The sequence below is a fragment of the Mycobacteriales bacterium genome, from assembly GCA_030697205.1.
Taxonomy (GTDB): domain Bacteria; phylum Actinomycetota; class Actinomycetes; order Mycobacteriales; family SCTD01; genus JAUYQP01.
In genome coordinates this window covers 40,660-61,288 of sequence record JAUYQP010000015.1, presented here as the reverse complement: position 1 = coordinate 61,288, position 20,629 = coordinate 40,660, and the positions used below count along the sequence as shown (strand labels likewise).

The window sequence follows — 20,629 nt, the reverse complement described above, 5'->3', positions numbered from 1 at the left end:
GGCCGAACCGTCACGTCCGCGGGCCCGCCGACCCGCTCACGGCCCGAAGGCCTCGTGTCGGGATGTCACCTGCGGCGGTCCGGAGCGCGGCTGCGCCACCTGCGGCTGGTAGACGAGCTGCGACCCCTGGAAGCTGTTGCTGTCCGTCGGGCACAGGTTCTCGGCGATGACCCACCCCGTGATGCCTGGCGCGCTGGCTGTGGACAGACTCAGGCTGTTCTGCGCTGCCACGAGACCGCTGTAGGCGCCGCTGCCGGTCACCATGGAGAGGGAGCCACCCGCGTAGAGCGTGATGCCCGGCAGGTAGGCGTAGACCTTGGTCTTCTGCACGGTGATGGCGCCGTCGCCGAGCGACGGGCAGGTGCGGTTGGTCGAGGACTCGGTGATGATCGTCTGCTGGACGCTGTCGCCGTTGGTGCGCAGCTCCGCGTTTCCTCGGTAGACGTAGTACACGCCCACGGGCCCGGCGGAGGACTGCGTCCACATGTTGGTGTTGTCCTTGGACGACCACGACCACGACCACCCGGCCGGTGTGGGCTTCGACGGTCCGGTGCAGGGAGTGCCGGCGGGCTCCTTGGTCTCGCCCCCGGGGCAGAGGTCGGTCCAGAACGGCTTGACCGACGGATGTACGGCGCCCGCGTAGAGCAGCCGTGGGTCGATGGTCGGCATGGTGCGCGCAGGTGCGCCCGACGCCGCCGGCGCGAACTGGTTCAGGCCGGTCGCCGTGAAGGTTCCGCCGGTGACGGACACGCTGCCAGCCGTCCCGGTGATGTTGACATTGGAGTGGACGTCAGCGCCGCTGCCGACCCCGGTGCCGCTCCGGACCTCGAAGCCACCCGACATGGCGATGTCCCGGCCTGTGAGCAGCGCCGCGGGCGCCGGGTCACGGGGGAAGGCGAACTCGACGCGCACGAGCCGCCGCGAGGTGGCCCGCTCGTAGTTCGGCGCGTAGCCCAGCGCCCACAGGACCCGGCGGTCCGAAGGCCGTAGGACGACGTAGTCCCCGGTCGGCGTCCGGACCCGGCCCGTGGGAGCGAGCGCCTCCAGGGCGGCCCTGGCCGCGGCCGCTTCCCCAGCCCCGGGAGCGAGGACGTGGCCGGTGTTCCAGGACCTGTCTACCGACAGCCGGGCAAGGGCGTCGTCGATGCCAGCGTCCGCCGCGTCGAGGCTCGTATGGCGCACGGCGTGAGCAGCGTGCGTGCCCAGAGCCCGGACGGTGACCTGGAACAGGATCACAACGAGCAGCACGAGCACGGAGGCGGTCCCGATGACCATGATCATCGCGAAGCCGTCATCGCGCCGAAGCCGCCTCACGCTGTGTTCCTGTTCCGGACGGTCCAGGTGTCGCCGCGAGGCGAACCGTCAGCCCTGGCATAGCTCACCGTGGCCGTCACGGTGCGCACGGAGGCCGGCGCGGCCGGCGTGTACGCCAGGCGCAGCTCGGTGATTGACGGGAGGACGCGCCTGCTGCCGTCTCCAGCCGTCCGCAGCAGGGCGGGCGCACCGGCGGCGGTCGTGCCCGCGGACCACGTGATCGTCTCCGCGGCGGACTGCAGGCCGTCGTCGTCGCGGTCCAGCCAGACGCTGACCGTGCTGGCTGTGGCCCCGCGGGTGACCGTCAGGGCGTCGCGCAGGTCTCGGCTGAGCCAGGCGGTCGCCCGCATCGCGTCCTCCCGGTTCCACACGTCGGAGGTCACGCTGCGGTAGGTCCGGTGCACCGAGAGCACGCCCCCGAACAGGACCGACATGACGATGCCGAGGAGAACCACACTGACGAGCAGCTCCGCGAGCGTCACGCCCGCGTCATCCCGCCTCACGTGACCCGCACAGTGAAGAAGCTGCGCACGCTGGCGCTCGGATCGGCCGGGGACGTAGCCGTCACCGTCACGGTCACGTCCCCGGTGGAGGTGCTCGGCGGGACCGCCACCACGGCAGTCACCGGGACGGTCGTCCCCGAGCCCACGAGGTCGAGCGCGCCCGTGCCCGGCAAGGCGGTGTCCAGCCGCAGCTCTCCAAGGTCCACCCTGCCGTTGCGGTTCGGGTCGGCGTACCAGCTGATCGCCCACGGCAGGACAGTCACTCCCCGCACCACGTTCGCGGTCAGCCGGAACGGCTGCTGCTGGCCGTCGTTGGACAGCAGGACGCCGACTGGCGCGGCGGTGCCGCGAGGCGCGTCCGGCACCGTCAGCGTCGACGCCCCGAGCACGAAGGCGCCCGAGGTCCGGCCGACAGGGGCGGCGCTGTAGACCAGGGTGCTGGTGCTCCGGGACTTGGCCTTGTTGCGTTCGGACCAGGCGATCGCGACCTGCACCCGGCGACAGAGGCAGCCCGGCGGTGACGTCACATAGCTGCTGACGGTCGCGCGAATTGCGGGGGGCAAGGCCACCGGCCGCACGTGCTGCGCGACTCCGGCGCCCGTCGCGAGGACCACCACCGGCTCGCGGGCCGCCAGGACGGGGGCGGTGAGAACCCCGCTCTGCAGGACCAGGGACGGGTCGGTGCCGAGATCCGTGGACGCGTGGCCCAGCGCTGCCCAGGGAAGGGCCCGCAGCTCCTCGATCTCCTTCATGAGCAGGTCTCCGGCGGATTGCACGTGCCGCGCGTACGCGGCGGCATGCAGGGCGCTGACGAGGTTGCCGGCGAGCGCCGTCATCATGCCGACGGCGAGCATCATGGCGACGATCACCTCCACGAGGGAGAAGCCGTCGTCGCTGAGGGGTGTGCATTCGTCCGGCATGGACACGACATCGACGGCCGGAAACGCCGAGCACATGACCCGTTGGGACCGGCGTGCCGTTGGGGCGCCGTTGTGCGAGCTGTGGACGGCTCGGTCCTGGTGCACTCGGAGGCAGGCGGCTACACGCCGCTGATGTGGATGAGCCGCGCCTCGCCGAGCGCCTTCACGGCGCGCACACCGACGAGATGGAGCGCGGACGGGCTCTCGCGCCAGCCGCTGCCGCCCGCGGCTAGCCTCGACGCGTGCGCCTCGTCCTCGCGACCTGCTCGGTCGACTACGTCGGCCGCCTCACCGCCCACCTGCCGCTGGCCACCCGGCTGCTCATGGTGAAGGCGGACGGCTCGGTCCTCGTGCACTCCGACACCGGGGGCTACAAGCCGCTGATGTGGATGACCCCACCCTGCGCGACCGCCGAGGTCGACGGTGTCTGGACGGTCACCAACAAGGGCGGCGAGCAGCTCGTCATCACCGTCGAGGACGTCCAGCACGACACCGCGCACGAGCTCGGCACCGACCCGGGCCTGCAGAAGGACGGGGTCGAGAAGCAGCTGCAGGCCCTGCTCGCCGACCAGTGCCACGTCCTCGGTGACGGCTTCACGCTGGTGCAGCGGGAGTACTTCACCGACATCGGCCCGGTCGACCTGCTGTGCCGCGACGCGGCGGGTGCCCACGTGCTGGTCGAGGTGAAGCGGCACGCCGAGATCGACAGCGTCGAGCAGCTCACCCGCTACCTGCAGCGGGTGTCGACCGTGCTCGGCGACGGGGTGCGCGGCGTCCTCGCTGCGCAGTCGTTCAAGCCGCAGGCGAAGGTGCTCGCCGCCGACCGCGGCATCGCCTGCGTGCAGGTCGACTACGACCACCTGCGCGGCCTGGAGTCGCTCACGCCCACGCTGTTCTGAGGCTGCGCGAGCTGCCCGACCCGCGCGAGGCGGCGCGAGGTCCTAGGGTCGGCGGGTGACAGCGCCCACCGACCGGACGGTCGACCCGACCTTCACCGCCCTGCCCCTGCAGCAGGCTGCCGACGCCGCCCTGCAGGCGGCCCGCGATGCCGGTGCCACCCACGCCGATGTCCGCGTCCACCGGCTGCGCGGCCAGGACCTCAGCCTGCGCGACGGCCGCCTCGAACGCCTCGGTGACGACGTCACCCTCGGGCTCGCCGTGCGTGTCGTGCACGACGGCACCTGGGGCTTCGCCTCCTCGCCGGACGTGACACCTGACGAGGCGGTCCGCCTCGCCCGCACGGCCGTCGACGTCGCCCGGGTCGCCCGCCCGCTCAACCGCGAGCCGGTCAAGCTCGCCGACGAGCCGGTCCATGTCGGCGAGTGGGTGTCGGCGTACTCCGTCGATCCCTTCGCCGTGCCACCCGCCGACAAGGTCGCGCTGTTCGAGCAGTGGTCGCAGCGGCTGCTGGCCAGCGACGAGGTCGACCACGTCGACGTCAGCCTCCAGCAGGCGATGGAGAACGTCTTCTACGCCGACTCGGCGGGCACCCGCACGACGCAGCAGCGGGTGCGCCTGCAGCCTCAGGTCACCGGCACCCGGGTCGACCCCGGGGGTGGCTTCGAGACCATGCGGACGCTCGCCGCCCCGGTGGGCCGCGGCTGGGAGTACCTCACCGACGGCGCCTACGACTGGGCGTCCGAACTCGCGCAGATGCCCGACGACCTGGTGCAGAAGGCGAAGGCGAGCAGCGTCGAGCCGGGCCGCTACGACCTCGTCATCGACCCGAGCAACCTGTGGCTCACCATCCACGAGTCGATCGGCCACGCGACGGAGCTCGACCGCGCGCTGGGCTACGAGGCGGCCTACGCCGGCACGAGCTTCGCCACCCTCGACCAGCTCGGGACGCTGCGCTACGGCACCGACCTGATGCACGTCACCGGCGACCGCCACACCCCGCACGGCCTGTCGACCGTCGGCTGGGACGACGAGGGCGTCGCCGCGCAGCAGTGGGACATCGTGCGTGACGGCACCCTGGTCGGATACCAGCTCGACCGCAGGATGGCGAAGCAGAACGGGTTCGGACGAAGCAACGGCTGCGCGTACGCCGACGGGCCGCACCGGGTGCCGGTGCAGCGGATGCCCAACGTCTCCCTGCAGCCGCTCGCGGGTGGGCCGAGCACCGAGGAGCTGATCGCGGGCGTCGAGCGCGGCATCTACGTCGTCGGCGACAAGAGCTGGTCGATCGACATGCAGCGCTACAACTTCCAGTTCACCGGGCAGCGGTTCTACGAGATCAGGTCCGGCCGGATCGTGGGGCAGCTGCGCGACGTGGCCTACCAAGCCGTCACGACGGAGTTCTGGGGCTCCATGGAGGCGATCGGCGGGCCGCAGACCTACGTCCTCGGCGGCGCCTTCAACTGCGGCAAGGCGCAGCCCTCGCAGACCGCGGCCGTCAGCCACGGCTGCCCGGCCGCGGTGTTTCGCGGGGTCACCATCCTCAACACCGTCAGGGAGGCCGGGCGATGAGCGCCGACGTCGTCGAGCGGGCGCTCGCGCTGTCCAGGGCCGACGGGTGCGTCGTGCTCGTCGAGGAGTCGAGCACCGTCGACCTGCGCTGGGCCGGTTCGACGCTGACCACCAACGGCTCCCGCAACGAGCGCTCGGTGACGGTCATCAGCGTCGTCGGCGACCAGGTCGGCACCCGGTCGGCATCCGTGCTCGACGACCTCGAAGGGCTGGTGCGGGCCAGCGAGGCCGCGGCCCGCGAGGCGGGGCCCGCGCAGGACGCTGGCCCCCTCGTGACTGGCGACGCGGACGCGGGCTTCAGCGACCCCGCCGCGGTCACCACTGTCGCGGTCTTCGAGGGCCTGGCGCGCGGGCTCGGTGAGGCCTTCGCCGCCGGCGACTCCGACGGCATCCGCCACTACGGCTACGCCACGCATGACGTCACCACCACCTGGCTCGGCTCGTCGACCGGGTTGCGTCGTCGGCACGTGCAGCCGCGCGGCTACGTCGAGCTCACCGCCAAGAACGACCGCCGCGGTGGCTCCTCCTGGGTCGGTCAGCACACCCGCGACTGGAGCGACGTCTCCGTGGCAGCCCACGACGGTGAGCTCCGGCGGCGGCTGGGCTGGACCGAGCGCTGGGTCGACGTGCCCGCAGGCCGTCACGAGGTGCTGCTGCCGCCGAGCGCGGTCGCCGACCTGCTGGTCTACGCGCACTGGACGGCGAGCGGCCGTGATGCCGCCGAGGGTCGCACCGTCTACTCCAGGCCCGGGGGCACCCGGGTCGGAGAAGTCCTTGCGCCGCAGGGCTTCTCGGTCCGCTCGGACCCGCGCGATCCCGCCCTCGGCGTCCGCCCCTGGGCGGTGGCGCACGGGTCGAGCGCGATGGGCAGCGTGTTCGACAACGGCCTCGACCTGCCCGCGACGTCCTGGGTCTCCGACGGTCGGCTCGACGCGCTCGTCGAGACCCGCTCCACCGCAGAGCAGCGGGGCGTCCCGATGACGCCCTACGTCGACAACCTCGTCGTCGACGGTGGCGGCAGCGCGACCCTCGACGACATGGTGGCGAGCACGCAGCGCGGCCTGCTGCTCACCTGCCTGTGGTACATCCGGGTCGTCGACCCGGAGACCCTGCTGCTCACCGGCCTCACCCGCGACGGGGTCTACGTCGTCGAGGACGGCGAGGTTGTCGGCACCTGCAGCAACTTCCGCTGGAACGAGTCGCCGATCGGGCTGCTCGGTCGGGTCGTGGAGGTCGGAGTGTCGGGCTCGACGCTGCCGCGCGAGTGGAGCGACTACTTCACCTGGACCCGGATGCCCGCGCTGCGAGTGCCGGACTTCAACATGAGCTCGGTCAGCCAGGCCTCGTGAGTCCGCCGGGTCGCTAGCCCTTGACCGGCAGCGGGTCGGCCAGCAGCCCCAGCAGGCGTCGCACGGGAGGGCTCGGAGCGCGTACGACGAGAGCACCCCCGTCGGTGCGCAGCCTGGTTGCGAGGTCGAGCAGCACGTCGAGGCCGGCGAGGTCGAGGAAGGTGAGCTCGGCGGCCTGGACGTCGACGGTCTCGACCGTGTCCGGCAGCGTCGCGAGTCGCCGGTGAAGTCCCGGTGCCGTCGCAAGGTCGAGCTCACCGCTGAGCCGCAGGAACGCCGTGCGGCCCGAGGTCGTCAGCACGACCTCCAGCACACCGTCCACGGACAGCCTCCCCGGGACCTGCCCCAACGGCGGTCTCCTGCGGTCGGCTGTGGTCTCAACCCTCCGGAGAGGACTTTAGATCATCACGTCGTCGACGACCTGCTGCGCCACGTCGCGCAGCTTGCGGTTGGCGTGCTGCGACCGGTCCCGCAGCAGGGCGAAGGCGGCGTCGGCGTCGACCCGGTGCTGGGCCATGAGGACTCCCTTGGCCTGCTCGATGAGGGCTCGGCTGGCCATCGCCGTGCGCAGCTGCTCGGCGAGGCTGGCGGTGCGGTCGTAAAGCTGGGCATTGGCCAGCGCGATGGAGGCCTGGGCGCAGAACAGCGAGACCAGCGCGTCGTCGAGGGCGTCGAAGCCGTCGTGCGACGAGCTGTAGAGGTTGAGGGAGCCGATCGAGGTGTCGCGGACGACGAGCGGGGCCGCGAGGTAGGAGCGGATGCCGACCTCACGGGCGCTGGCTGCGAAGTCCGGCCAGCGCTGGTCGGCCTCCTCGAGGTCGACGCGGTTGACGCGCCGGTGGCGAGCGGCATCGAGGCACGGGCCCTCGTCGGCGGCGTACTGCCGGGCGTCGACGGTGAGGGTGAGCTCGTCGGTCGCCGCGGCGGTGACCGGTTGGGTCCCCCGGATCAGCGTCACGCCCGCGGCTGTGCACCCGGGCACGGCGGTCACGGCGAGCTCCGCGACCCGCTGCAGCGTGGCGTGGAGCGGCTCGCTGTCCAGCAGCATCTCGGAGAGCTCGACCAGCGCGGCCGCCAGCTCCTCGGGCTGCTCCTCGGTGCGCTCCCTCAGGGCGTCCACGAGCTCGCTGGTGGCGTCGCTGGGGCTCCGGTCGGTCGTCGTCACCGTGTCACCCCCCGTCGGGTCGACTCTCACGGCGTGAGGATACTGGGCGGTAACACTCTGGAGCAGGGAGCAGTCGTGGCGCGTGAGTTCCGCAAGGTCGGGGTCGTCGGTCTGGGCACGATGGGTGCGGGCATCGCCGAGGTGCTGGCCCGCTCCGGCGTCGAGGTCGTGGGCGTCGAGCACGACGACGCCGGCGTCATCCGCGCCCAGGGTCACCTGCAGAGCTCGACGGCCCGGGCGGTGAAGCGCGGCAAGCTCACCGAGGCCGACGTCGAGGCGCTGCTCGGCCGGATCAGCACGGGCACCGACCTGACCGCGCTCAAGGACTGCGAGCTCGTCGTCGAGGCGGTCCCGGAGCACATGGACCTCAAGAAGGAGCTCTTCGCCCGGCTCGACGAGCTGCTCGGCGAGGACGCGGTGCTCGCCACCAACACCTCCGCGCTGTCGGTGACCGAGCTCGCCACCTCGACCAACCGGCCCTCCAAGGTCGTCGGGCTGCACTGGTTCAACCCCGCTCCCGTCATGGAGCTCGTCGAGGTCGTCCGCACCGTCGTCACCGACCCCTCCGTCGTCGAGGACGTCGAGGCCCTCGTGGCCGCCGCCGGCAAGACCGGCGTCACCGCCGGCGACCGCGCCGGCTTCATCGCCAACGCGCTGCTGTTCGGCTACCTCAACAACGCCGTCCGGATGTATGAGTCGCGCTACGCGACCCGCGAGGACATCGACGCCGCCATGCGGTTCGGCTGCGGCCACCCGATGGGCCCGCTCGCGCTGCTCGACCTCATCGGCCTCGACAGCGCCTACGAGATCCTCGAGACGATGTACCGGCAGTCGCGCGACCACCTGCACGCCCCCGCGCCGCTGCTCAAGCAGTACGTCACCGCCGGCCTGCTCGGCCGCAAGAGCGGGCGCGGCTTCTACACCTACGAGGCCGCCGACTCGCCCGTCGTCGTCGCCGACGCCGAGACCCCCGGTGGCGCGGCCACCGGTGCCGCGCCGCGCGAGGTCCGCACGATCGGCGTGATCGGCACCGGCACGATGGCCAGCGGCATCGTCGAGGTCTGCGCGAAGAGCGGCTACGACGTCGTCTTCCGGGCCCGCGGTGAGGACAAGGTCGCCGCCGTCCGCAAGAAGATCGAGTCCTCGCTCGACAAGGCCGTCCAGCGCGGCAAGCTGTCCGAGGACGCCCGTGGTGCGGCGCTCGGGCGCATCACCGGCACGACCGAGCTCGACGACCTGCGCGACTGCGACCTCGTCATCGAGGCCGTCGTCGAGGACCTCGCGATCAAGAAGGCGCTGTTCGGCGCACTCGACGACGTCCTCAAGCCCGGCGCGATCCTCGCGACCACCACCTCGTCGCTGCCGGTCATCGAGTGCGCGACCGCGACCAGCCGTCCGCAGGACGTCGTCGGCATGCACTGGTTCAACCCCGCCACCGTCATGAAGCTCGTCGAGATCGTGCCGACGGTGACCACCGCCCCCGACGTCGTCGCGACGATCCGCGAGGTGTGCGCCGCCACCGGCAAGCACCCGGTGCTCTGCGGCGACCGCGCCGGCTTCATCGTCAACGCGCTGCTGTTCCCCTACCTCAACGACGCGGTGAAGATGCTCGAGGCGCACTACGCGACCATCGACGACATCGACTTCGCGATGACCAAGGGCTGCGGCCACCCGATGGGCCCGTTCGCGCTGATGGACGTGGTCGGACTCGACGTGACGCTGGCGATCCAGAAGACCCTCTACGGCGAGTTCCGCGAGCCGGGCTACGCGCCCGCGCCGATGCTCGAGCACCTCGTGAAGGCCGGCTACCTCGGGCGCAAGACTGGCCGCGGCTTCCGCGACTACGCCAAGAGCTAGTGCCCCGCGGCTCGCGGCGCTCCCAGCAGCGCTGCCGGGCGATGCAGGAGCTGCGCAGCGGCGACCCCGTCGTCGGCCTGCCCGCCGGCGAGCGGGTCGAGGACGGCTGGGTCGTGCGGTCGCTCTCGGGTGCGGCGACGGACAAGACCTACCGCTGCCCGGGCTGCGACCACGAGGTCGCTGCCCGCACACCGCACGTCGTCGCCTGGCCGGAGGGGCAGCCCGACCTGCGTCGGCACTGGCACACCCCCTGCTGGGCCGCGCGCGACCGGCGCCGGCCCCGTTAGGGTCCGGGGCGTGGGACAACGCCCGCTGCCGCGCAGCTACGAGGAGACCGCATGACGTCGTTCGACCTGACCGGGCGCACCGCGCTCGTCACCGGGGCCTCGCGCGGCATCGGGCGCGCGCTCGCCCTGGGTCTGGCCCATGCGGGCGCCGACGTCGCCGTCTCGGCCCGCGACGAGGCCCTTCTCGAGTCGCTCGCCAAGGAGATCGGCGTGCTCGGCCGCCGCGCGGTCGTGCTGCCCGCCGACGTGACCGACGCCGACGCCTGTCGTCGGCTCATCGCCGACGCGGTGGAGGGGCTGGGCCAGCTCGACGTGCTCGTCAACAACGCGGGCGGTTCGTCGTTCTTCGGGCCGGTGTCGGACCTGCGCTTCTCCGGCTGGGAGAAGACGATGCGGCTCAACGTCGACTCGATCGTCCACCTGTCGCAGGCTGCGGGCGCCCACATGACCGCGCGGGGGAAGGGCTCGGTCGTCAACGTCGCCTCCGTCGCGGGGCTCGGCGGCACACCGATGATGGCGGCCTACGGCGCGTCGAAGGCGGCGGTCATCTCGCTCACCCGGACGCTGTCGTTCGAGTGGGGGCCGTCGGGGGTGCGGGTCAACGCGCTGTGCCCCGGCTGGACCCGCACCGACCTCAACCGCGACCTGTGGGGCGGGCCTGACGCGGGCGCGAGCTGGGTGGAGCGGCAAGGCCTGCAGCGCTGGGCCGAGGTCGAGGAGATGGTGGGGCCGACGGTCTTCCTCGCGAGCGACGCGTCGTCCTACGTCACCGGCCAGTGCCTGGTCGTCGACGGCGGGCAGACGGCCGGATGAGCGCCGTCGAGCTGGTCTCGCGCGAGGTCGGCAGCGGCCGGCCGCTGGTGCTGCTGCACGCCTTCCCGCTGTCGTCGGCGATGTGGCTCGCACAGCGCGAGCACCTGTCGTCGCTGGCCCGGGTCGTCACGCCGGACCTGCGCGGGTTCGGCGGCTCGCCACTGGGCTTCGACGAGCCGTCCCTCGACCGCAGCGCCGACGACGTCGTGGCGCTGCTCGACCGGCTCGGCCTCGACCGGGTCGTGCTCGGTGGGCTGTCGATGGGCGGCTACATCGCGATGGCGCTGCTGCGCTCCTACCCGGAGCGGGTCGAGGCGCTCGTGCTCGCCGACACCAAGGCGACGGCCGACCCCGAGGCAGCCCGGGCCAACCGGCTGCGGATCGCCGACGCCGTGGTCGCTGACGGCACGGGCGTGCTCGTCGAGGAGGTGCTGCCGAAGCTGCTCGGCGCGACCTCGGTGACGTCACGCCCGCACGTCGTCGGCCGGGTCAAGGGACTGGTCCAGTCGGCGCCGCCGCCGGCCGTCGCCTGGGCCCAGCGGGCGATGGCCGCGCGCCCGGACTCTCTCGACGTGCTGCGTTCCGCCGACGTGCCCGCGCTGGTCGTCGTCGGTGACGAGGACGAGCTGTCCAGCGCCGAGGACGCGCAGGCGATGGTCGACGCGCTGCCGCAGGGCCGGCTCGCCGTGCTGCCCGGCTCGGGTCACCTGACCGCCGTCGAGGTGCCGGACACCTTCAACCTCGCGGTCTCCCGCTTCCTCGCCGACCTCTGACCCGAGCGCCCCGCCCGCCCCGTGATCAACAGGTGGTCTGCACGCGACACACCGGCGTGTCGCGTGCAGATCCCCTGATGATCTGGCAGGTGGCAGGTGGCAGGTGGCACGCTGGGCGCGCTGGCGGCGTACCTGCTAGTGGTCGTCCTGGCGGGGCGCGACGACCTGCTGCAGCACCAGCTGCACCGCGGCGGCGATCGGGATCGCCAGTAGCGCCCCGAGCACGCCGAGCAACGAGCCGCCGATGAGCACGGCCACCACGGTCGCCGCGGGGGAGACGTCGACGGACCGCTTCATGATGCGCGGGTAGAGGACGTAGTTCTCGACCTGCTGGTAGACGAGGTAGTAGACGAGGGCGATGAGTCCGACCTCGACGGAGACGAAGAAGGCCACCAGCGTCACGACGGCTGCGCCGATGGTGGCGCCGATCAGCGGGACGAGGTCGGTGACGGCCACGACCATGGCCAGCGCCACCGGATAAGGGATCCCGAAGGCCATGCAGAAGACGAACGTCGTGACGCCCGCGATGGCACCGATCGTCAGCGCGCCGGCGACATAACCTCCTACCCGGCTGAGGATCTCGTCGGTGAGCAGACCGACGCGGGCGCGACGCGAACGCGGCACCATGCGGTAGGCGCTCTGCTTTATCGACGGCAGGGACGACAGGAAGTAGAGCGTGAGGATCAGGACCGTCAGCGCGCTGAAGAACGCGCTGAAGACGACCTTGCCGACGCCGACGACACCGCCGAACACGCTGGGCGCGAGCTTCTCCGGGTTCTTCGCGAGGTCCTTGGCCTTCTCGAGGAAGCCGTACTGCTCGTTGAGGTCCGCGATGCGGCGGTTGTCCTGCAGGTCCTGGACGTAGCCCGGGACGGCCTCGCGGAACTGCCCCGCCTGGTCGACGATCGGGGGCACGATCGCGGCGAAGAAGGCCGTGAAGAAGACGAGCACTCCCGCAAGCACGATGCCCACCGCGCGTCCGCGGGCGATCCCGCGGCGCTCGAAGAACTCGACCGTGGGGTTGAGGCCGATCGCGAGGAACCCGCTGACCAGCAGCAGGATGAGCACGGAGCGCACCGTGACGAGCGCCTGCACGAGGCCGTAAGCCAGCGCCACGCCGAGCGACGCCGTGAAGGCGACGCGGAAGGGGGAGCGACGCGACATCGGGCGGCCGGGCTCACCGAAGGGCTTCTCGTCGCTGACCTGCGCCTCGATCCGGCGTACGGCGGTGTCGAGCAGCGGGTCGTCGGGGGCAACGACCGCGGCCGCCTCGGTCGCCCCGGTGGCGGCGCGCACGGAGGCGTCACGGGCCTGCTCCGCGGACGCCTTCGCGTCGACCGCCCCGGCCTCGGCGGACCGGGCCTCGCGGGCTGCGTCCTGCGCGTCCCCGACCGCCTCGTCGGGTGCGTGCTCGTCGCTCACGCGGGACCGGGCGGCCCGGGCGGGGCCGACAGCGGGCCGACAGCGGCGGCGACGGTGTCGCGCAGGCTCTGCAGCTGCGCCGAGATCGCGTCACGCTGACGGGACAGCTCCTCGACCTGGCGGCGGGCCTCGGCCGTCATCGCCGCGGCCTCGTCGCGCGCGGCCTCCCGCACCCGGGTCGCCTCCGCGAGGGTCTGTGAGCGGGCCTGCTCGAACTCCTCCTGTGCCTGCGCGCGGGCCTGCTCGCGGGCGGCCTCGCCCTCCGCGACCAGCCGGTCACGGGTGGCCTCTCCGTCGGCGATCGCCGCAGCGCGGGCCGCGTCGCCCTCCTCCCGGGCGGCGATGGCGTCGCGACCGGCACGCGCGCGGACCTGCTCGGCGTCCTGCTGCGCCTCGAGCCGGGCCTCGTCGGCGGTGCGCAGCGCCTGCTCGAGCTCGGTCTCGCGGTGCGACAGCGCGGCCCGCTGGACGGCGGTCTCGTCGGCCGCGCGGTCCCTGGCGACGGTGAGCAGGACCTCCACCTCCTTGGCTGCGGACTCGCGCAGGGCGGCGGCGTCGGCGGCCGCGGAGGACCGCATCTCGGCAGCCTCCTCCTCGGCCAGCCGCAGCATCTGCGCCAACCGCTCGCCGAGCAGGCTGGCCGGCTCGGGCTGCCCGGAGGCGCGCCGCTCGGCGTCGGCGACCTGGGCCTGGACCGCCGCCAACTGCTGCTCGAGGACGGCCAGCCGCTCGCCGTCGGCCGCGTGGCGGGCGTCGGCATCGGACAGCGCCACCTCGACGCGGTCGAGGTAGTCGTCGACCTGCCGGCGGTCGTAGCCCCGCCGGACCACGTCGAAGCCGGTGGGTGCGCTGTCGTCGTGCAGGGGGACGACCTCGGTGTCGGGGGTCTCCTCGCGGCTCATGCCGCCATCCTCCCCCATGACAGCCCGCGTGACGCGCAGGTCAGACGTCGCGGAAGCGGTTGATGGCCTGCAGGTGCTGCGCACGGAAGTCGGCAGCCTCGGGGGAGACGCCCAGGCCCTCCTCCGGCGCGAGGCACAGGACGCCGACCTTGCCCTGGTGCAGGTTCTTGTGCACGTCGTACGCAGCCTGGCCGGTGTCCTCGAGCGCGTAGGTCTTCGACAGCGTCGGGTGGATCTTGCCCTTCGCGATGAGGCGGTTGGCCTCCCACGACTCGCGGTAGTTGGCGAAGTGCGACGACACGATCCGCTTGAGGTTCATCCAGAGGTAGCGGTTGTCGTACTGGTGCATGTAGCCGCTGGTCGAGGCGCAGGTCGTGATGACGCCGCCCTTGCGCGTGACGTAGACCGAGGCGCCGAAGGTCTCGCGGCCCGGGTGCTCGAAGACGATGTCGATGTCCTCGCCGCCGGTCAGCTCGCGGATCTTCTTGCCGAAGCGCTGCCACTCCTTCGGGTCCTGGTTGTGCTCGTCCTTCCAGAACCGGTAGTCCTCGGCGCTGCGGTCGATGATCATCTCGGCGCCCATCCGCCGGCAGATCTCCGCCTTCTCCGGCGAGCTCACGACGCAGATGGGCTGGCCGCCGCCGTTGAGGACGTACTGCGTGGCGTAGGAGCCGAGGCCGCCCGAGGCGCCCCAGACCAAGACGTTGTCGCCCTGCTTCATCTGGCCGGCGTTCTTGCTGACGAGCTGGCGGTAGGCGGTGGAGTTGACGAGGCCGGGAGCCGCCGCCTCCTCCCAGGTGAGGTGGGCGGGCTTGGGCATCAGCTGGTTGGCCTTGACCAGAGCCAGCTCGGCCAGGCCGCCGAAGTTGGTCTCGAAGCCCCAGATCCGCTGCTGCGGGTCCATCATCGAGTCGTCGTGGCCCTGGTGGTCCTCGAGCTCGACCGACAGGCAGTGCGCGACGACGACGTCGCCGGCCTTCCACTTGGTGACTCCCGGGCCGACCGCGAGCACGACGCCGGACAGGTCGGAGCCCACCACGTGGTAGGGCAGGTCGTGGCGCTTGGTGAGCGCAGAGAGCTTGCCGTAGCGCTCGAGGAAGCCGAAGGTCGAGACCGGCTCGAAGATCGAGGTCCAGACGGTGTTGAAGTTCACCGAGGACGCCATCACGGCGACGATCGCCTCACCGGGGCCGAGCTCCGGGGTCGCGACCGTGTCGACGTGCAGGCTCTTGCGCGGGTCCTTGTCACGGGTCGCGACGCCCTCGAACATCCCCTGCTCGTCCTTGCGGACGACAACGCCGCGGTAGGACTCGGGGACGGACAGGCCGGCGACCGCGGTGGGGTCGCCGGACTGGATGGCGTCGAGGATCTCCTGCACGGCGGGGCCTTCCGGTCGGGTGATGCGTCCGACGGAAGCCTACCGAGCGGTAACCAGGCGCCCGAGCAGGGCCTCGCGCTCGCGCCGCTGGCGCCGTAGCTGCAGCCCGGCCGCGCCCGACGCCAACGCGGCGACGACCAGGACGAAGGCAGGGGCAGGTACGACGGGAGCGCGGGCGCTCATCGCGAGCTCGGTCTGCTCGTCGGCGCGCGGTCCGGCCTGCAGCGCGAGCGCCAGGTCGACCTGCTCCTGCTGGTCCTCCTGCGCGCCGGACTGCACCTGCGGGTTGGCCTGCGGCTGGGTCTGCACCTGCGGCTGCACGACCTGCGCCGGCGGGGGCGGCGGGGGGACAGCGGCCGGCGGTGGCAGCAGCCCGACGACCGGGGGTGCGGCGACGGCGACGACGGGTGGCACGAGCGGCGCGACGGGCGGGACGCACCGGACGTTGGCGAGCACCTCGGTGAGCGTCACCCCGGCCAGCCGCACCTCGACGTTTGCGGCGTAGTCGCCGGGCTCGACGTCGGCGCAGCTGTAGGTGATCGGCAGCGCGACGGTCTGCTGACTGCGTAGGTCAACGGGCGACACGCGGCTCGCGACCTGCGCGACGACCCTGCTGCCGGAGCTCTCGACGACGTCGAGGTCGACCAGCTCGCGCTTCGCACCGGCCAGCCGCTCGAGGGTGGGGGTCAGGTCGACGGCCCGGCGGCAGACGGCGGGGCCGCCGGGACGGCCGGAGATGCTGGGTGCGCAGGCCTGGCCAGGGGGCTGCATGGCACCGGTGGCGACCGCGAGCTGGGTCATGTCCGCCGCGCGCGGGGCGTTGTCGACGTCGTCGACGCCGAGGCCGACGACGTGCACGCCGGCGCGGGAGTAGGCGGTGGCGACGCTCTCGACGTCGACGGAGCAGTCGGGCTTGAGCGGCGTGCCCGCGGGCCGCAGGAAGTTGGTGTCGGTCACCATCAGCACGACCGGCACCGAGCCGCGTCGGAAGTCGGCAGCCTGGCCCCCGACGACGGGCGGGGCGGTCCGCCGCTCCTCGGTGACGAACCGGTCAGGGTCGGCGACGGTGAGCTTGCACTCGGCCGGCAGCAGGTCGGCAGCCGTCTCGCCCCGGCCGTCGAGCGCCTGCTCGAGGGCGATGAGCTGGGCCTCGAGCCCGAAGCCGTCCGCGACGAGGGTGCCGAGCCCGGCCGTGAACGCCCGGGTGTTCGGGCCGACGCCGACGACGCGGCGATAGACGACGCTGGACTCGCCGCCCTTGAACTCCCCGAGGCCCACCGAGAGGTCGAGGCCGCGCGCGCGCAGCCCCGCGACGAGGCCCTCGAGGTCTCGACGCACGGTGTCGAGGTCGTCGGCCATCGACTCGCTGGTGTCGAGGAGCACGTAGAGGTCGAGCGGGGTGAGCCGGCGAGGCGTGGTGAGCGCGTGCGGGACGGTGACGCTCTGTCCGACCTCGAGCTCGACGACGTCGCGGTCCGGGGCGACGACGGCCTCGCCCAGCGGTGACAGCGCGTCGAGCTGCGAGCCACCGATGACCGGGGGCAGCTGCGGCGGGATCGCGGCCGCGGGACCCACGTAGCGCAGCAGGCTGGTCGCCGTGCGCGCGTGGAAGGTCGGTGTCGGCGAGCGGTCGGTCGTCACGGCGAGCGAGGGCGCGGACACCGGGGGCGACACGTCGGTCACGCTCTGGATGACGCCTCGGCGCACGGAGTAGACCGCGGCCGTCGGCCGGCCGGACTCGCCGGCACGGGTCGAGACCGCGAACGCGCCGGTGCCCGGCACGAAGGACGCCACCGCGTCCACGGTGCCGGGTGCACGGACCTGGTCGAAGGTGGCGCCCTCGTCGACGCTCGTCAGCGACACGGGCCCGCCGTCCTGGGCGCTGGTCCGCGAGAACGCCAGCAGCACCAGGAGGCCGGCGCCGTCCCCAGCGCTCGCCGACAGCACGTCAGCGGCGATGGCGGTGACGTCCCAGTCCAGGTCGCGCTGCTGCTCCTCGCTGGGAGCCTTGCCGCGGAAGGTCCGGCCGCCGTCGGTGGACGCGCGCAGGACGCCGTCGCTCACGGCCCACAGCCGGTTGGGCGCGATCGGGTGGCCGGCCAGCAGGTCGATGCCGCGGGTGCTGCCCTCGAGGTCAGCAGGGTCGATCCGCGCCTCCCAGGTGACGCCGCCGTCGACGGAGGCCCAGAGGCCGCCCGTGGCAGCGGGAGTGACCGGGTCCGACCCTGGCAGGCCCGGCAGCGGGGGGAGGGTCGGCACGGGCACCGGCAGTGGCGAGCCGCCCGGCTCCGGCTCGCCGGGGACGACGCGCACGCCGAGGAAAAGGAACTCCGGGTTGGTGGCCGCGACGAGCAGGTCCGTGGGTGCGCCGACCGGCGGCAGGCCCTCAGAGCGGTCGCGGAAGGGCTCGACGCCACCGTCGACGCTGACCAGGACGCGCGGACCGCCGTTGCCGTCGCGCAGCAGCAGCACGAGGCGGTCGTGGGCCCGCGGGTCGAGCGGCGCCACCAGCTCCACGACCTCTGAGGTCGCGACCGCGAGAGTGTCCTCCTCGCTGGGCACGTCGGGCAGCGCGTAGACCTCGCGCCAGGTGCAGCCGCCGTCGTCGGTGCGCTCGACGCTGGTGCCGTTCGTGGCGTAGCGGGTCGCGGGGCGCGACGCGTGGACGGCGAAGTTGGTGACTGCCTGGCCGCGACCGGCGGGGCGAGTGGTGAAGGCGGGCGAGCGGACCGCCTCCCAGTCGCCGACCCGGGTGACCGCCGAGCGGTCCGCGCACCGGGTCGGGGGCAGCGCGTCGGCGCCCGACGCCGTGGGGGTCAGCGGCCCGACGACCGCGAGGCACAGCAGCGCTCCGGCAGCCATCCTCCAGCGACCGGCCCAGCGGCTGCTCATGGTCCTCATCCTGTCACCGGTGCGAGCGCCCGCCGCTCGCTCAGGTCGTCACCGAGCGGGCGGTGAAGACGTTGCGCAGCAGCGGGCGGCCGAGCTCCTCGCTGTGCAGGAACGTCGACGCCCACACCAGCTGCAGCCGCCCGGTCGGGTCGGTGTCGACCGACGTGGCCACTGACGGCGGCTCGGCGCCGGCCGGCGTCACCGGGTCGTGGTCGGCGAAGGAGTACCAGGCGGGCCGCGTGCCAGGGGTGAACAGCGCCGTCATGACCTGCCAGGCCGCGCCGTCGCTTGCCTGGCGGTAGACCGCGGCCGCGACCCGGCCCCTCGAGGAGACCGCGAAGGACGCGCCGCTGTGGGCGCCCGGCAGCAATTGGAGGTCCTGGGTGATCACGCGGCCCTTGACCAGGCGGGTCAGCCTCAGGCCGGACAGCACGAAGGGCGTGCCGTCGGGGCCGACCTCGGCGCTCGCCACCGCCCCGCTGCCGCGACGGTCCACGGCCGCGAGCGCCCGGGGCGCGCCGAAGGTGCCGGCGCCGTCGCGGCTCGTGGCGAGCACGACCTGCTCGCCGACGGCGCAGGCCGCGTGGAAGGCACGGGTGGTCGGGCGCGGGTCGGCCGCGACGTCGCAGCTGCCGTCGAGCGCCGGGCCGGCGGTCCAGGTGGCACCCGCGTCGGCGGAGTGGAAGGTGGCGGTGCTGCCGTCCAGCGCCGGCACCGCCAGGGCCGCCTGCAGGCCGTTGGTCGCGACCGAGGGCGTGCCGGTCGCGCCCGCGGCGACCGGCACGAGCGCGGGCAGCTGCTCGACGAGACGGCCCTTGCCGGTGGCGGTCACGCGCTTGACGAGCACGCTTGCGGCGTAGGTCTCGGCGACGAGGGTCAGCGGCCCGGCCGAGGCCAGGTCGCGTCCGAGGCCCTGCGGCACCAGGCCGTCGAGGCCGCGGGTCACGGTGTCGAGGTTGCGCCAGGTGAGGCCGTCGTCGTCGGAGGTCCAGGCCCAGGCGGCGGTGCGGGTCGCGGTGCGGGCGCGCTGGTCGACGCCGACGACGGTCTGCGCGTCCTCCTTGCGAGCCACGGCGAAGCGGTTGCCGAAGCCGTCGACCGACACCAGGGGGTCGGTGCCCCCGGGGGTGATCCGGCCCTGGAGCTCGGGCGTGACCATGACCTCGAGGTCCATCCGCGGCGCCCCGGACGGCGTGTTGCGCGGGTTGTGGGCGCCGGCCGGCACCGCGACGCACACGCCGAAGCCGGCGGTCGCCGCGAGGGCGACCGCCAGCAGGCGGCGGCGGGAGGTCACGGTGCCTGTCGTCCGGGCGTCAGCCCAGCGGGCCCGTGTAGCGCAGGATGTCGATGCCGCGCTGGTAGTCGATGTTGTAGACGATCTCGTTGGTGCGCCAGTAGGCGGCCGAGGTCGCGCCGGCGGCGGGCACGAACCAGCCCACCTCCTTGATCTTGCCGGTCTTCTTCGCGACGGTCAGGAAGCGGGTGCCGGCCTCGTAGGAGCCGAGCGCCAGGACGCCACCGTCCTTCCAGGTCGGGTGGGTCTCGAACCAGTGCGGTGAGCAGCCGAAGGCACCCACGGCCGGGTTGCCGTCGACGTACACGCCGTTCTTGAACTCGTACTTGTCGACCGTCTTGAACTTCTTGGTCTTCTTCCAGTTCAGGGTGTCGACGACGTTGAAGGTCGCGGAGTCCTCGGTGCAGAACTGCGCGCCGGTGAGGACGGTCTCGCCGCCGACGAGCGCCCAGCGGTCCTTGGCCTTGCGCGGCCACTTGTTGGAGTGGACGAACTCGGTCTCGTCACCGACGGCGAGGAGCTTGGGCTTGGTGGGGTTGGCGTTGAAGTCGAGCAGCATCGTCGGACGGGTGCTCGTGAGCACCAGGCCGGGCGCGACCTCGGAGACGTCGTGCGGGCTCTTGCCGGGCATCCCGGTGCGCCAGTCGCCGATCTCCTTGGGCTGGTCGGGCCGCCGGAGGTCGATGATGTGGCCGTCGCTGGAGATGACGTACTTGCAGTCCAGGATGCAACTCGCGGTGTGGCCGCCGAGCCCGTCGACGGTCGCGATCTCGCGGGGGTTCTCCAGCGACTGGATGTCCCAGACGTGCAGGACGTCGCCGGGCAGCTCCTCGCTGAAGATCATGATGCGGCCGTTGGTGGCCACGTCCTCGTTCTCGAACTTGAAGCCGAACGGCACGGGCGTGCCGATCAGCGTCGGGGCCACGGGGTCGCTGATGTCGTAGATGGAGAACGACTTCCAGGACGTGACGAGCAGGTAGTCCTTGCCTTCGCGCTTGAAAAGGTTGGCGCCGGTCGCGGTGCCGACCTCGAACGGGACCAGGCCGACGTACTCGACGTTGGGACTCGTGAACCCGCCGACGAGCGGCACGGTCGGCCCGGCCTGGGCGGTCATCAGCACGCCGGGGACGAGCCCGCCGAGCAGGGCCATGGTCATGGCGATCAGGGGCAGACGACGCATCACAGGGGCTCCGGGTCGGACGGGGGCGAGGACGTTGCGACCTACTTCGCCCCGCCGCCGCGGGTTCCTGCCCGACCGTGTGACGAGTTTGCCCAGCGAAGCACCCGGACC

At 72.7% G+C, this 20,629-nt stretch carries 18 protein-coding genes and 1 pseudogene; 8 read left to right on the top strand and 11 right to left on the bottom strand.

Going from position 1 to position 20,629, the window contains the following annotated elements; translation table 11 throughout:
* Positions 1-36 precede the first annotated feature (36 nt).
* The 3 genes from Q8R60_05715 to Q8R60_05705 are packed head-to-tail and all read right to left on the bottom strand — an operon-like array spanning position 37 to position 2,737.
* Positions 37-1,314: a hypothetical protein gene (locus Q8R60_05715; protein ID MDP3711965.1), complete on the bottom strand. Its 1,278-nt coding sequence runs from the start codon at positions 1,312-1,314 to the stop codon at positions 37-39.
* Positions 1,311-1,817 carry a prepilin-type N-terminal cleavage/methylation domain-containing protein gene (locus Q8R60_05710; protein MDP3711964.1) on the bottom strand — a complete coding sequence of 169 codons (507 nt, stop codon included), beginning with the start codon at positions 1,815-1,817 and terminating at the stop codon, positions 1,311-1,313. The genes Q8R60_05715 and Q8R60_05710 overlap by 4 nt, the downstream gene beginning before the upstream one ends.
* Positions 1,814-2,737, bottom strand: a complete 924-nt coding sequence (locus tag Q8R60_05705; GenBank protein MDP3711963.1) for a hypothetical protein — start codon at positions 2,735-2,737, stop codon at positions 1,814-1,816. Before Q8R60_05705 ends, Q8R60_05710 begins: the two co-directional genes overlap by 4 nt.
* Positions 2,738-2,979: 242 nt before the next feature.
* Between Q8R60_05705 and nucS the strand changes: the two genes are divergently transcribed.
* From nucS to Q8R60_05690, 3 genes are read left to right on the top strand one after another with little or no spacing between them, the layout of a single operon-like run.
* The gene (gene nucS, locus Q8R60_05700; protein MDP3711962.1) at positions 2,980-3,636 is read left to right on the top strand and encodes an endonuclease NucS; all 657 of its coding nucleotides are present in this window, start codon (positions 2,980-2,982) and stop codon (positions 3,634-3,636) included.
* 55 nt (positions 3,637-3,691) lie between these two features.
* A complete protein-coding gene (locus Q8R60_05695; GenBank protein MDP3711961.1) occupies positions 3,692-5,206 on the top strand; it encodes a TldD/PmbA family protein in 1,515 nt (504 codons plus the stop codon).
* A complete protein-coding gene (locus Q8R60_05690) occupies positions 5,203-6,555 on the top strand; it encodes a metallopeptidase TldD-related protein (GenBank protein MDP3711960.1) in 1,353 nt (450 codons plus the stop codon). Before Q8R60_05695 ends, Q8R60_05690 begins: the two co-directional genes overlap by 4 nt.
* 13 nt (positions 6,556-6,568) lie before the next feature.
* Here the strand turns inward: Q8R60_05690 and Q8R60_05685 are convergent, their stop codons facing one another.
* Positions 6,569-6,877: an STAS domain-containing protein gene (locus Q8R60_05685; GenBank protein ID MDP3711959.1), complete on the bottom strand. Its 309-nt coding sequence runs from the start codon at positions 6,875-6,877 to the stop codon at positions 6,569-6,571.
* Positions 6,878-6,952: 75 nt separating this feature from the next.
* Positions 6,953-7,750, bottom strand: a complete 798-nt coding sequence (locus Q8R60_05680) for a GAF and ANTAR domain-containing protein (GenBank protein MDP3711958.1) — start codon at positions 7,748-7,750, stop codon at positions 6,953-6,955.
* A 45-nt stretch (positions 7,751-7,795) separates the two neighbouring features.
* On the opposite strand from Q8R60_05680, the pseudogene Q8R60_05675 reads away from it, so the two are divergent.
* The 5 genes and pseudogenes from Q8R60_05675 to Q8R60_05655 all read left to right on the top strand — a co-directional run bounded on the left by Q8R60_05675 (position 7,796) and on the right by Q8R60_05655 (position 11,450).
* Positions 7,796-8,647, top strand: a pseudogene (locus tag Q8R60_05675) (3-hydroxybutyryl-CoA dehydrogenase).
* A gap of 87 nt (positions 8,648-8,734) precedes the next feature.
* Positions 8,735-9,577: a 3-hydroxybutyryl-CoA dehydrogenase gene (locus Q8R60_05670; protein MDP3711957.1), complete on the top strand. Its 843-nt coding sequence runs from the start codon at positions 8,735-8,737 to the stop codon at positions 9,575-9,577.
* A 41-nt stretch (positions 9,578-9,618) separates the two neighbouring features.
* On the top strand, positions 9,619-9,864 hold the full coding sequence (locus tag Q8R60_05665) for a hypothetical protein (GenBank protein MDP3711956.1): 246 nt from the start codon (positions 9,619-9,621) through the stop codon (positions 9,862-9,864).
* Positions 9,865-9,915: 51 nt separating this feature from the next.
* The gene (locus tag Q8R60_05660; protein MDP3711955.1) at positions 9,916-10,677 is read left to right on the top strand and encodes an SDR family NAD(P)-dependent oxidoreductase; all 762 of its coding nucleotides are present in this window, start codon (positions 9,916-9,918) and stop codon (positions 10,675-10,677) included.
* Positions 10,674-11,450, top strand: coding sequence for an alpha/beta hydrolase (locus Q8R60_05655; protein ID MDP3711954.1), 777 nt, complete (start codon positions 10,674-10,676; stop codon positions 11,448-11,450). Before Q8R60_05660 ends, Q8R60_05655 begins: the two co-directional genes overlap by 4 nt.
* A gap of 135 nt (positions 11,451-11,585) precedes the next feature.
* Here Q8R60_05655 and Q8R60_05650 read toward each other — a convergent pair whose 3' ends face one another.
* The 6 genes from Q8R60_05650 to Q8R60_05625 are packed head-to-tail and all read right to left on the bottom strand — an operon-like array spanning position 11,586 to position 20,518.
* Positions 11,586-12,872: an AI-2E family transporter gene (locus tag Q8R60_05650; GenBank protein ID MDP3711953.1), complete on the bottom strand. Its 1,287-nt coding sequence runs from the start codon at positions 12,870-12,872 to the stop codon at positions 11,586-11,588.
* A complete protein-coding gene (locus Q8R60_05645) occupies positions 12,869-13,774 on the bottom strand; it encodes a DivIVA domain-containing protein (GenBank protein ID MDP3711952.1) in 906 nt (301 codons plus the stop codon). The genes Q8R60_05650 and Q8R60_05645 overlap by 4 nt, the downstream gene beginning before the upstream one ends.
* Before the next feature lie 40 nt (positions 13,775-13,814).
* On the bottom strand, positions 13,815-15,152 hold the full coding sequence (gene ccrA, locus Q8R60_05640) for a crotonyl-CoA carboxylase/reductase (protein ID MDP3711951.1): 1,338 nt from the start codon (positions 15,150-15,152) through the stop codon (positions 13,815-13,817).
* A gap of 39 nt (positions 15,153-15,191) precedes the next feature.
* A complete protein-coding gene (locus Q8R60_05635; protein MDP3711950.1) occupies positions 15,192-18,044 on the bottom strand; it encodes a hypothetical protein in 2,853 nt (950 codons plus the stop codon).
* A gap of 40 nt (positions 18,045-18,084) precedes the next feature.
* Entirely contained in the window at positions 18,085-19,338 is a 1,254-nt protein-coding gene (locus Q8R60_05630; GenBank protein MDP3711949.1) for a hypothetical protein, read from the bottom strand.
* A gap of 19 nt (positions 19,339-19,357) precedes the next feature.
* The gene (locus Q8R60_05625) at positions 19,358-20,518 is read right to left on the bottom strand and encodes a hypothetical protein (protein MDP3711948.1); all 1,161 of its coding nucleotides are present in this window, start codon (positions 20,516-20,518) and stop codon (positions 19,358-19,360) included.
* Between the last annotated feature and the right edge of the window lie 111 nt (positions 20,519-20,629).

Coding starts and splice junctions, on each gene's coding strand:
- Q8R60_05635 (MDP3711950.1), bottom strand. CDS start 18,044: ATGAGCAGCCGCTGGGCCGGTCGCTGGAGGATGGCTGCCGGAGCGCTG.
- Q8R60_05655 (MDP3711954.1), top strand. CDS start 10,674: ATGAGCGCCGTCGAGCTGGTCTCGCGCGAGGTCGGCAGCGGCCGGCCG.
- Q8R60_05660 (MDP3711955.1), top strand. CDS start 9,916: ATGACGTCGTTCGACCTGACCGGGCGCACCGCGCTCGTCACCGGGGCC.
- Q8R60_05645 (MDP3711952.1), bottom strand. CDS start 13,774: ATGAGCCGCGAGGAGACCCCCGACACCGAGGTCGTCCCCCTGCACGAC.
- Q8R60_05705 (MDP3711963.1), bottom strand. CDS start 2,737: ATGCCGGACGAATGCACACCCCTCAGCGACGACGGCTTCTCCCTCGTG.
- Q8R60_05625 (MDP3711948.1), bottom strand. CDS start 20,518: ATGCGTCGTCTGCCCCTGATCGCCATGACCATGGCCCTGCTCGGCGGG.
- Q8R60_05690 (MDP3711960.1), top strand. CDS start 5,203: ATGAGCGCCGACGTCGTCGAGCGGGCGCTCGCGCTGTCCAGGGCCGAC.
- Q8R60_05665 (MDP3711956.1), top strand. CDS start 9,619: ATGCAGGAGCTGCGCAGCGGCGACCCCGTCGTCGGCCTGCCCGCCGGC.